Source organism: Enterococcus olivae (genome assembly GCF_053760925.1).
In genome coordinates, this window is the sequence record NZ_JBSMVT010000042.1 from 1 (window position 1) to 11436 (window position 11436).

Sequence of the window (11436 nt, forward strand, 5' to 3'; positions counted from 1 at the left end):
AATGAACTTTTCTTTTCTTCCGTTAGGAAGGAATCTAATCGATTTGTAAAAAAGAAAGAAACATTTCAGCTTCGCCTAATTTTTTGATAAAAATGTCCCTGTATAAAAATCTATGAATGATTCAGGACTATACATATTTTATGAGGAGGTATCTTTATGTCAAAATTTAAGGCACAAAGACAACTGGAGGAAAACAGCGAATCTTCCATTTGAATGCTCACAACGATCGGACTCTCTTCAGAGCTGATCATACTGATTCTTGCTGCTTGGCTTTATTTTTCCGGTCAAACAATGATCGCCTTGATTTGTCTGCTTGTTGCTATCGGGGGTATCTTTGTTTTTACTACGATTCTTCCCAATCACATGCGAAAAAAAATGGAGCAATTAAAAGAAATGGATGTTTTACTTGAGGTCAGCGATTCTGGGATTCGTCATGGTGATTTTTATTATCCTTGGAATGAGATTCTTGCTGTCCTTCGTGCCACTGTTGATCATGTTCCGGATGAATATTCACCGATTCACAGGGGGGATAACTTTTATGTATTGTCACGCAAAGAAATCACCTCTGATTTTATCGATTATTCTCCCTTGACTTATAGTCATGCCGGCCATCAAACACTGCAGATTCGTTTATCACATTTTGAAAAACCCGACCAGTTGGTCCAGGAATTAAAACAAGCCATCTCTGAAAATAAGATTGAATTCTTTGAAACAACCGATAGTCGAACTGCTGAAAACTTTATGTATAAGAAATACAAATAAGGATGCCCGTTCTGCTTATCTGGAAACCCAGACTAGCAGAATGGTATACGGCATTTCGATCAAATTAAAATTTCGGCACCTAGAAATTTTAATTCATTAAAAAATAAGGAGTGATTTCCTATGATTCTACAAATTCTTTTGATTATCGTGCTCTTACTTTTGATCATCTATCTGTTGGTCCTGAGAAAAAGAGACACACACGATGCGCAGGAAAAGATTCTGCAACAACCGCAAGACATCCTTCCTGAATTACAGCGCCGAATGAATACTGGCGAAGGTAAGATCAGCCTGATCAAATTCGTCCGTGATGAAACGGGGCTTGGCTTAGAAGAAGCCAAAGATTTTGTTGAAAAACAGGTCAGTGTCCCATCGATGGTTGCTTTGGACGAGGATCAGCTGCAAAGCAATGTACAGCAAATGCTACAGCAAGGTATCGGCAAAATCCAAATTATCAAATATGTTCGTGAGCAGACGATGTGGGGTTTAAAGGAAGCCAAAGAATACGTTGAAAGAATCGAACGAGAAAAAAAGTATAGTTGAAAGAAAAGAGTCCTTCCTTTTAGATCGGAAGTGACTCTTTTTACTATCTATCAAAAATCGGTCCATTCTTGATCGCTGTCCTTCAACGGATGCTCTCTTGGGGAATCGAACTTAAAACGTTTCAAACGTTCTGTTTCCTGATACTTGGCTTGTCGCTTCTCTCGCATCATCTCGTCAAACTGCCGCTTCCATAATGGATCTTCCATGTCAAAATGTTGAAAACGCTGCTGGAAATCATGACGGATCCGATGCTCATCCAAATCGGAAAGGGCTTGCCAGTCCAAATCATTCATCGCCTTCCGCAAATCCTGCATCTCCGTCAGTCGTTCCATCGGATCAATAGCTTTTGCCTGATACTCGACAATTTCTTCTGGCCATCCAGCCATTAACTTGTTTAAATAGTTTCCTAGTTTGATTTGTTCTTCTTCCGTCAAACCAGCAAAAAAACGAGTACTCAGATTTTCACGCAAAGGTTGACTTTCTATGATTCGTTCTCGACCTTTTTCTGTTAGATACACCCGCTTGATTCGTTTGTCATAGTCATCTTCTACTCGTTTGACGGCCTCAGCTTTTTCTAATTTTTTCAATAATTCTGCCAAGGAACTTGGACGAATATCTAAAAGCTCCGCTAGACTCCCCTGACTCAGTCCATCTTCATTCCCAAGTATATTGATGACTTGCTGCTGTCCATCAAATCGCTGCTTGTTCTGCAGAAACAACGAATGAGCAACAGTGCTTACTGTCTCAAACTGTTTGAGTAGCTGCATCGTAAAATGGCTCATCACTTACCCCTCCTTTTTTAGGTACCTAACTTTCTACATCTAAATTATATTTCGGTGCCTAACTATTGTCAATTGATAGCATATTCCTTGAGTGTTTCAATAGAATCTTATCTAATTCGTTTGTACTGATTGAAAATATTTCTATACTGATAAACACAATTTCCAATTTGTTCATATGGTAACATGTACATTTATTAAACTCATAGAGATACAGAATAGAACCTTGAAAATACAAGCATTTCATTATATGATAAAACCATCACAATATAGGAGGTATTCACATGAAAAAAATTTTTAGTCGTTTGTTGATCCTTTCATCTGTTTTGTTGCTAAGTGCATGTGGTAGCAGAGGTACAGACACAAGCGACGCTATCGAGGAAACAAGTGCGTCTTCGGACGTGACGTCCGGTGCTTCAGAACAAGAATATACAGATCCAGAAGAATTGAAAGACACGTACGATGTCATCATTGTAGGTGGTGGCGGTGCTGGGATGGCAGCTGCTATTCAAGCCAAGGATTCTGGTGCTGAACCAGTGATTCTGGAAAAAATGCCAATCGCCGGGGGGAATACGTTGAAATCATCCGCTGGAATGAATGCATCACAGACAAAATTCCAAGAAGCAGAAGGCATTGAAGATTCCAATGATAAATTCTTTGATGAGACGCTAGCAGGTGGTGGCGAGGCTAACGATCAGGATCTACTGCGCTACTTTGTTGATCATTCAGCAGAAGCCATTGACTGGCTAGATTCGATGGGAATCACTTTAGATAATTTGACTACAACGGGGGGAATGAGTGAAAGAAGAACACATCGTCCAACTGATGGCTCTGCTGTGGGTGAGTATTTGGTTGATGGCTTACTTCGCAACGTCCATGAAAAAGAGATTCCATTGTTTGTCAATGCGGAAGTCGTAAAAATCAATGAGACTGACGGTGCTGTTAACGGCGTAGAAGTCACTATCGAAGGAGAGATAAAAACAATCTCTGCAGATGCCGTAATCGTCACGACTGGTGGATTTGGCGCTAATATGGAAATGGTCGTAGAAAACAACCCTGACTTGGATGGTTATGTCACAACGAACCAAGAAGGCTCGACTGGAGACGGTATTAAAATGATCGAGGAGATTGATGGTCAAACTGTTGATCTGGATCAAATCCAGATTCATCCGACTGTCGATCAAACTAAATCACTTTTGATCACCGAAGCCGTACGTGGTGAAGGTGCGATTCTAGTCAATCAGGCTGGTGAACGTTTCTTCAATGAAATGGAGACTCGAGACAAGGTATCACAGGCCATCATCGCTTTGCCAGAACAATCGGCTTATCTAGTCTTTGATTCTGGTGTAAAAGATCGTGTCACAGCAATCGATTTTTACGAAAGTCAAGGTCTGACAGTTAGTGCAGATACGATCGAGGAGTTGGCTGAAGAAATCAATGTTCCTGAAGAAGCACTAAAAACGACTCTTGATACTTGGAATGCTGCGGTTGATACACAAGAAGATACGGTATTCGGTCGAGAAACAGCCATGGATAACGATCTGTCATCAGGTCCTTTCTATGCTATTGCTATCGCGCCCGGTATCCATCATACAATGGGTGGTGTAAAGATCAATACTAATGCAGAAGTCATCAATACAGACGATGCTGTCATCCCTGGTTTATATGCTGCTGGAGAAGTTACTGGTGGACTTCACGGAAGCAATCGAATCGGTGGGAATGCCGTTGCGGATATTATCATCTTTGGTCGTCAAGCTGGGACACAAGCAGCTGAATCTGTAAAATAAAAAACTGGACTGAACTATTAAACATAGTGAATCCCTTGCATTAGATTTTTGTCTAATTTAAGGGATTCACTATAACTTTGGTTCGAGCCAGTTTTTTATTTCAATTGCCCAATCACTGTTTTTGCTTGAGTCTTTCCTGTTTTGATATTCACTGTACGATCACCTGCATTTGTCCAGATGACCATGGTTGTTGTTGGCTTGTTTTCTGCTTCTAGATAAGACAAATCTACTTTGGCTAGTTTCGTCTCAAAAGTGACTTACTCTCCTTCTGATACTAAGATATAGAAGAAAAGTATCGCCAAAATATTGCAGACAATACTCGCATTTTCTATAAAAATTTGAAATTCTTTACCTGTCAACAAATAATCAATGAACCCATTGTTAAGATTAGTATCAAAACCGATCCAAAAAATCTTGAACGAGTCAGTAAACAGTTGATCCGACGATTCGGCAACCTCTTCAATATATTAACAAGCGGCTTCCAATCGATAGATATCCTTGAAAAAAACTGCGATAAAGGAAGCGGACTGATAAAATTACTGAATCACATCGATTCGTCTACCGAAGAGACCGCAGCTAGACGAATTATTGCTTTTGGAAATGAGCAAAACGATCTACCACTCTTTAAAGTTTCGGATGTTTGTTTAGCCGTTACCAACGCCTGCGAATCACTGAAAAAAAATACCGATAAAGTCATTCTGTCAAATCAGGAACAAGGCGTCCTAAAGGAGATTCTCACTTGGTATTCCGATGCAGACCATTCACAAGACTGTCGTGCCACATAGAAAATGAAAACAGGAGATAAAATTTAGATGACTCTTCATTCCTTCGCTCTCTATTTATCCAATCGTATTCAAGAAGCTCAGAAAATCACGATTGAAAAATTATTCGAAAAAACCAATCGTTCTCCTGCCACTATTCGTCGAACCATTCATATATTGAATGAATATCTGGAGGAAGAAAAGCATTTCATTGTGACCGAATCAAAGATCATCAATCAGTTGACTTATACAGAATATATTCAGTTCATCCAGCAGTTGACTCTGTTTGACTATGCTACAACATGGAACGAACGGCTGTGCTTTTATTCTGTCTTTCAATGGTTGATGGTCATGTCAATTTCTCAAAACAGTATGAATTATTGGAAATTAGTCAATCCACTAAGAAAAAAGACAGACAAAATTTTCTTCAAGAATTGCAAAAACAGCAGTTAAAATTCCAATCTTTCAGAGGAAAAGGTGTGACTATCACTGGAGATGAACTAACACTTCGCATCCAAGCAACTCAAATAATCAGTCAAATAATAGAGCTCGATGAACAAAATCGAATCGTTGTGAGAAAAGCAAATAATCCTTTACAAACGTTGATTTACGAACGAGTAAAAAAGATTTTCAAAAACAAATAAGAAAATAAAAAGATACAGTCTTTTTTTCACTCGCATATGCTCTCGCTGAATTACACCTCTACAAAGTTTATTTATGTCTATCACTTTCTAAGTCTGAAACGAATCGAAAATGACTTTTCTATTAATCAAAAACGAGTTTTTCCAGTAAAAGTTCCCTACTATACATTTTATGAACTTGATAAAGAAAATTTCACTTTTAGTAGTATTTTAGCTAGTCTAGATAATAATGGTCAATCTATCTATTCTGGCGATCCCGCAATTTACTCTTTAAGCGAAGACTGGATTGACTTTGTCGAAGATCGAATCCTGACTACTTTCTATTCTAAGGATGAATTACATCGAGAACTGGAACAATATCTCTACAAATGTACCCTTCGTAAAGCATTGAATTATGATTTTTATGACAATAAATTAGACGACGTGAAAAAAGAGTTCTCCTTTTTATACCAGTTGTCCGAATATATCTATCTACAAAAAATAAAAAATCAAATTGTTTTGGATGAACGCCAGATCAGCACTGTTACTTTACTATTTCGCGAACATGTACTCAAAAATAAAATCGCTGGAAGAAATTGTGATCATTACAAATTCTGCCAAAGAAAAGAGCGACTTTTTTCCCAGCGACTCCTCTATCATTTTGATACCAGAATCGCTGGTATTTTAAATATTGATGAGTTGCATAAATTAAAATTGTTAAAATTTGATAATTTGATTACTTTCTCCAATCGAATCTCAACTATTTTATTGGAAAATGGTTTTCTAAATATCAAAGTCAATTATTATTTTCATGCATCAGATATTGAATTTTTATCTAAGCTAGGTTTTTCAAGCAACTCTCATCGGAAGTTACTTGCTAAAAACTTTACTCAAGAAGTCCAAAATATCCTACATGAAAAGTTGATAGACTACTTAAAGACAACTTATCCAAACTTCTTCGTTTGATTTTAAAGCATTAGCGAGACAATGATCTATATGCATCGTCTCGCTAATGCTTTATCTTTTTTCAATCTAGAGTGACAAGTTCAACGTTCCTCTCATCATTCCGTCAATCACCTATTGCTCTAAGGGAAATCTCTTTAAAGTATATTCGTTCTGAATGGATGATGCCTATGCCACTTTCATTTTATAAATTCCTTTGTCGTAAAGATCTCCTTCTCTAATATGCAACTTTTGGTTTTTTGCTCAAAATTATATACTATACAAGTATAAGGAAAGTTTCTAAGAAGAACTTTAACAGGAGCTCTTTAGAAATTACTAAAAAAGGATGTGATCTTTTGAGATTATGGCATGAAGACCTAATTACTCGCTTGCCCAGACAACAGTTGCTAGGGCAGCACAGAGAATGTTGTGCTTTAAGAGGAAACGGTTGGGGAAAAAAGCACGCAACTGTCGATTATGTATTTAAGTATTCACCCTATAAATTGTTTCAGTACCACCAACTAATTATGAAAGAAATGATCCGCAGAGATTTTAAACCAGCAATCTCGTGGAAAGATCCACACTATCGAGGGACCAATTGTCCCCCTTATGTCTTTTTGGATCCTGAACCTCTTACAACTCCCATCTATGCAGAACATAATTCAAACTATTTGGAGGAATGTTTGGATAATTTAAAAAATAAAGGTATCACACTATGAGAATATGATTCTAAAAACCTTACGAAGCTAAGGTTTTTTTGTTTCCCTTTTCTGACCTCATAAAATACCAAGTATACTGAAGATGACTAATATCTGAAAAATCTTCTATAACAACAATTGATTTGTGATATTAAATTCAAATAAAAACATAAAGAACAAACAACGATAACCCTTATAAACAAGCATTTCAATATTTCATTTAATTTTTATTCGAATACACAACCCGACAAAATGATAATTTATTCACTAATAGATATACTTAAATTATACTTAATGACAGGAGGAAAAAACATGAAAAGTAAGTGGGTTAAATTGACTGGAATTTTGGTCTTGGCTCTTTCGTTAGTTGCTTGTAGTAGTGGGTCCGGATCGGCTGAACAAACAGAATCAGCGACAGCCAAAGGATACGGTGGTGATGTGACCGTCACAGTGACGGTTGCGGATAAAACTATCGAAACCGTAGAAGCTGTTGGTGAGGATGAGACTGTCGGGATTGGTACAAATGCTATTGAACAATTACCTGAAGCAATCGTTGAACATCAATCAGTTGCCGTAGATAGTATCAGTGGCGCAACGGTGACAAGTGAAGCTGTTCTGACCGCAGCTAAAGAAGCCTTGTTACAAACAGGACTTACTGAAGAAGAAATCAGTAAAGCTGTTGAGATCGAAGTTGGTGAAAAGATCGAAAAAGAGGCTGACATCATTATTGTTGGTGGCGGTGGAGCCGGTATGAGTGCTTCTGTTGAGGCGCTGAGAGCTGGAAAAAGTGTCATAGTCATTGAGAAAACTGGCGGTTTGGGAGGCAACACACGTGCTGCCGGTAGCGCAATGAATGCCGCAGATCCAGAGATGCAAAAAGAAATCAAAATGACTGAACAAGAAATGCAGCGTATCGAAGAGATTTTAGATCTAGAACCGAAAAATGATTTGATGGCAGACTGGCAGGAAACACTTCGAGAAGAATTAGATGAATATGAAACAAATAATGAAACGTATCTATTTGATTCCCCTTCCTTGCACAAACTACAAACCTATTTAGATGGAGATTTTGTTGCAGATCCTGAGTTGATTGACGTTTATGGCGATCATGCACTGGAATCAGTTGAGTTTCTAAGAGAGTTAGGTGCGGAATTCCATAATGAGATCAGTGCTGCAGTTGGCGCAACATGGAAGCGCAGCCATACTCCTACCTATAAATACGGTGGTGCAGGTGCTGATTTTGTTGAACCACAGATTCAGTTTGCACTGGAACACGATGCGGATGTCATGCTCGATTCAACTGCCAAAACCCTAATCAAAGAAGACGATCGCGTCGTTGGCGTGTCTGGTCATACTTCCAATGGACAAGAATTTGAAGTAAGAGCCACAAATGGTGTGATCATCACAACAGGTGGTTTTGGGGCAAACGTTGAGATGCGCATGGAAAATAACAAACATTGGGCAAACTTGGATGAAACGATCCGTACTACGAACGTTCCGAGTGCCACTGGGGACGGTATCGTTATGGCGGAAGAAGTTGGTGCAAATACGGTAGGTATGGAATGGATCCAACTGATTCCAACTTACTTTGGTGGAGTTGTTACCCCTTATATCGACAGTCAAATTTATGTAAACCAAGAAGGTGAACGCTACGTCAACGAAGACAATCGTCGAGATGTACTTTCAGAAAAAACCTTAGAACAAACGGATAGTCTTTTGTATATTATCAATGATAAGGACACGATCGATGATGACAATCTAGTTGCAGTAAGCAATCGCGATGTAACCGATATGATCGACAATGGTGATTTCTTTAAAGCCGATACGATTGAAGAACTGGCTGAGATGATCGACGTCCCTTACGAAACACTTCAAGAGACGATCGACGAATTTAATGAAGCTGTCGACAAAGGCGAAGATCGTTTTGGCAGAACCTTGTTTGATCAAAAGATCGATGAAGCACCTTTCTGGGCTGGTAGAACAAGCCCGGTTGTCCATCATACAATGGCGGTCTTGAGATCAATACAGAGTGCCAAGTATTAGATACCAATGGCGACATCATCCCAGGCTTGTATGCTGCTGGAGAAGTAGCTGGTGGTATCCACGGCTCCAATCGCTTAGGAGGCAATGCAATCACCGATGTCATCACCTTTGGTCGTTTAGCTGGTCAAAGTGCCTCTGCAGAATAACTATAAATTTTAGCTAGCTGAGTGTGTGATATGCTCCCAATATAGTAGACACTAGAAAAAACAAAAATTTCTAATCTACTATGTTGGGAGTTTTTCGTATGTCCAAAAGAGTAAAATTTAGCGTAGAAGAAAAATTATTCTCCATTAATCAGGTTCTTCAGTCCAAAACATCTATCCATGCAGAAACGAAAAGAATTGGTGTAGGAAATAATACCTTGTCGGACTGGATTTTCAACTATGAAAGAGAGGGAATCGAAGGTCTGAAAGAACGAAAGACCTGGACAAGATATTCTGAAGAAACAAAGAAGGCCGCGGTGAAAGCCGTAGTAGATCACGGGCAGTCATTACGTAGGGTTGCTAAAAAATATCATATTTCCAGTTCCAGTGTATTAAGACAATGGATTTCCAAGTATACTAAGGGTATTGAAATCAAAGCCACTAGTAAAGGAAGTGCATCATCCAAAATGAATCAAGGCAGAAAAACAACCTATAAAGAACGACTGGAAATTGTACAGTACACGATTGCACATGAACTTGATTATGGTAAGGCAATGGAAAACTATCAGGTCAGCTACCAACAGGTCTATTCATGGGTTCGCAAGTATCAGTCCCTTGGAGAAGAAGGATTGAAAGATGGTCGTGGACGCAAGAAGGAATCAGAAGAATTAACAGAATTGGATCGTCTCAAATTGGAAAATAAGAAACTACAAGCGGAAAAGGAACAACTTGAGATGGAGGTAGCTGTCCAAAAAAAGTTGCGGGAAATTCGGGAAAGGTTCAATCGCTAACTCTTTCTAGAAAAGAAGAAACTTTTTTAGCGATCAAGGAGCTCACCCAGGAGCGTCACTGGCCAGTTAGCCGATTGTGTGCCATCACAAACGTCTCAAAACAGGCTATTACAAATGGTTGAAACGAGTACCGACCTAACTTGAGGAAGAAACGTGTCGTCTAGCGGAAGTAATCACGGAGATTCATCTCAAGACTAAGAAAATTTATGGTTATCGTCGAATGACCGTGGCTGTAAATAAGAAATTGAAAACGAAGTACAATGTCAAAAGAATCCGTCGTATCATGCGTATTTTAGGTCTCTACTCGGTCATTCGACGTCCTCGCCCTTCTTGGCAACGGTCCCATCCGATTCATCTGGCAGAGAATCTTTTGAATCGCGCCTTTGATTCCGCTACAGCCCCCAATCAAATTTGGTGTACAGATGTGACGGAGTTTAAATACGGGAAGGGTCAGAAAGAATACCTCAGTGCCATCGTTGATCTTTGGGATAAGTCAATCGTTGCCTATGTCCTGAGTGCTAGAAATGATAACGTGATTGTGATGGAAACACTCAAACAGGCGTTTGAAGCCAATAAAGAGGTTCACCCATTGGTCCATAGTGACCGAGGCTTTCAATATACTTCCCATGCTTACCAGGCCTTGCCAAAGAGCTTCAACTTTACTACTAGTATGTCCCGCGTGTCTAAATGTCTGGATAATCAGCCGATTGAAAGCTTTTGGGGGACGCTTAAAGCAGAACGTTATTACTTGAATAACTATGACACGAGAGAAGCTTTAGTCGCAGATATAGAAGAATATATCTATTTCTATAATCACGAACGAATCACATTAAAATACGACGGTCTCACTCCGATAGAAATCAGAAATAAGACCGTCGCTTAAGGGTTTCTAATAACCTGTCAGAGGAGAGAGAAAAAGAAACGTTCTCTCTCCTCTGAAGGCCAGTTCGAGTAGCACTCGAACAACTCTTTTTTGTTTTTTTCACTGTCTACTTGACAGGGAGCAGTTCAGTGTGATTACTCAGCTAGTTTTTTTGTGTTTTCACTAAATTTGATACTAATCATCCAATCTTTTTATCTATACTCAGCTGAAAAACATGCGAGAAAATAAAAAAGAAGCCGCGAGAATTGTTTTCTAAATGCTTTCGCACCAACAATTCTCCGACTTCGTGGGTTTGGCACCCAATGGGACGTGAGGGGTTCGAACCCGCGACCCGCTGATTAAGAGTTGTTTTAGGCGATTTCCGACTAGTATTATTTACTGTTAATTAAAGTTAGTTTGTACCTTTCAAAACCTTGATAGAATAACCTTTCTAGGCACTTAAAGGAAAAGATAATTAAGACAGTAAAAAGATAATAAAAGTTAACACAAGAAAAATTACGGAAAAATGTGGAAAAAGTGTTGGCAAGAATTACACCTTTTGATAGTTGTAAACACTTTTATTGAAATGGCAACACTTATTTTGACAAATTTTATAAGGTGTATATAGAATTCTTGCACTTTGTTCCGATTGCCCTTGACAACGAGCCTCCATGGTCATGAATTTCAACGGCAGAAGCTCAATTGGGA

At 38.9% G+C, this 11436-nt stretch carries 11 protein-coding genes and 2 pseudogenes; 11 read left to right on the plus strand and 2 right to left on the minus strand.

Annotated features, from left to right (window positions below):
* Window positions 1–213 precede the first annotated feature (213 nt).
* Entirely contained in the window at window positions 214–762 is a 549-nt protein-coding gene (locus tag ACWODM_RS15605; protein ID WP_455322252.1) for a hypothetical protein, read from the plus strand.
* A gap of 120 nt (window positions 763–882) precedes the next feature.
* Entirely contained in the window at window positions 883–1302 is a 420-nt protein-coding gene (locus ACWODM_RS15610; RefSeq protein ID WP_455322253.1) for a ribosomal protein L7/L12, read from the plus strand.
* Window positions 1303–1352: 50 nt separating this feature from the next.
* Here ACWODM_RS15610 and ACWODM_RS15615 read toward each other — a convergent pair whose 3' ends face one another.
* The gene (locus tag ACWODM_RS15615) at window positions 1353–2084 is read right to left on the minus strand and encodes a MarR family winged helix-turn-helix transcriptional regulator (RefSeq protein ID WP_455322254.1); all 732 of its coding nucleotides are present in this window, start codon (window positions 2082–2084) and stop codon (window positions 1353–1355) included.
* 281 nt (window positions 2085–2365) lie between these two features.
* Between ACWODM_RS15615 and ACWODM_RS15620 the strand changes: the two genes are divergently transcribed.
* Window positions 2366–3868: a flavocytochrome c gene (locus tag ACWODM_RS15620; RefSeq protein WP_455322255.1), complete on the plus strand. Its 1503-nt coding sequence runs from the start codon at window positions 2366–2368 to the stop codon at window positions 3866–3868.
* Window positions 3869–3963: 95 nt separating this feature from the next.
* Here ACWODM_RS15620 and ACWODM_RS15625 read toward each other — a convergent pair whose 3' ends face one another.
* Window positions 3964–4092, minus strand: a complete 129-nt coding sequence (locus ACWODM_RS15625; protein WP_455322256.1) for a hypothetical protein — start codon at window positions 4090–4092, stop codon at window positions 3964–3966.
* 114 nt (window positions 4093–4206) lie between these two features.
* Here ACWODM_RS15625 and ACWODM_RS15630 point away from each other — a divergent pair, with 114 nt between their 5' ends.
* The 8 genes and pseudogenes from ACWODM_RS15630 to ACWODM_RS15665 all read left to right on the plus strand — a co-directional run.
* Window positions 4207–4653 carry an HAD hydrolase family protein gene (locus ACWODM_RS15630; protein ID WP_455322257.1) on the plus strand — a complete coding sequence of 149 codons (447 nt, stop codon included), beginning with the start codon at window positions 4207–4209 and terminating at the stop codon, window positions 4651–4653.
* A 27-nt stretch (window positions 4654–4680) separates the two neighbouring features.
* Window positions 4681–5082 (plus strand): hypothetical protein, encoded by a 402-nt coding sequence (locus tag ACWODM_RS15635; RefSeq protein WP_455322258.1) that lies wholly within the window; start codon window positions 4681–4683, stop codon window positions 5080–5082.
* Between the two features lie 26 nt (window positions 5083–5108).
* Window positions 5109–5273: a hypothetical protein gene (locus ACWODM_RS15640; RefSeq protein ID WP_455322259.1), complete on the plus strand. Its 165-nt coding sequence runs from the start codon at window positions 5109–5111 to the stop codon at window positions 5271–5273.
* Between the two features lie 36 nt (window positions 5274–5309).
* The gene (locus ACWODM_RS15645; RefSeq protein WP_455322260.1) at window positions 5310–6215 is read left to right on the plus strand and encodes a hypothetical protein; all 906 of its coding nucleotides are present in this window, start codon (window positions 5310–5312) and stop codon (window positions 6213–6215) included.
* Between the two features lie 332 nt (window positions 6216–6547).
* Window positions 6548–6910, plus strand: coding sequence for a TIGR02328 family protein (locus tag ACWODM_RS15650; protein WP_455322261.1), 363 nt, complete (start codon window positions 6548–6550; stop codon window positions 6908–6910).
* A gap of 291 nt (window positions 6911–7201) precedes the next feature.
* Window positions 7202–9078 (plus strand): annotated as a pseudogene (locus tag ACWODM_RS15655) (FAD-dependent oxidoreductase).
* 98 nt (window positions 9079–9176) lie between these two features.
* A complete protein-coding gene (locus ACWODM_RS15660) occupies window positions 9177–9866 on the plus strand; it encodes a transposase (protein ID WP_455322262.1) in 690 nt (229 codons plus the stop codon).
* Window positions 9867–10032: 166 nt separating this feature from the next.
* Window positions 10033–10749, plus strand: a pseudogene (locus ACWODM_RS15665) (IS3 family transposase); the annotation flags it as partial.
* Window positions 10750–11436 lie beyond the last annotated feature (687 nt).

Coding starts and splice junctions, on each gene's coding strand:
- ACWODM_RS15605 (WP_455322252.1), top strand. CDS start 214: ATGCTCACAACGATCGGACTCTCTTCAGAGCTGATCATACTGATTCTT.
- ACWODM_RS15610 (WP_455322253.1), top strand. CDS start 883: ATGATTCTACAAATTCTTTTGATTATCGTGCTCTTACTTTTGATCATC.
- ACWODM_RS15615 (WP_455322254.1), bottom strand. CDS start 2,084: ATGAGCCATTTTACGATGCAGCTACTCAAACAGTTTGAGACAGTAAGC.
- ACWODM_RS15620 (WP_455322255.1), top strand. CDS start 2,366: ATGAAAAAAATTTTTAGTCGTTTGTTGATCCTTTCATCTGTTTTGTTG.
- ACWODM_RS15635 (WP_455322258.1), top strand. CDS start 4,681: ATGACTCTTCATTCCTTCGCTCTCTATTTATCCAATCGTATTCAAGAA.
- ACWODM_RS15645 (WP_455322260.1), top strand. CDS start 5,310: ATGCTCTCGCTGAATTACACCTCTACAAAGTTTATTTATGTCTATCAC.
- ACWODM_RS15660 (WP_455322262.1), top strand. CDS start 9,177: ATGTCCAAAAGAGTAAAATTTAGCGTAGAAGAAAAATTATTCTCCATT.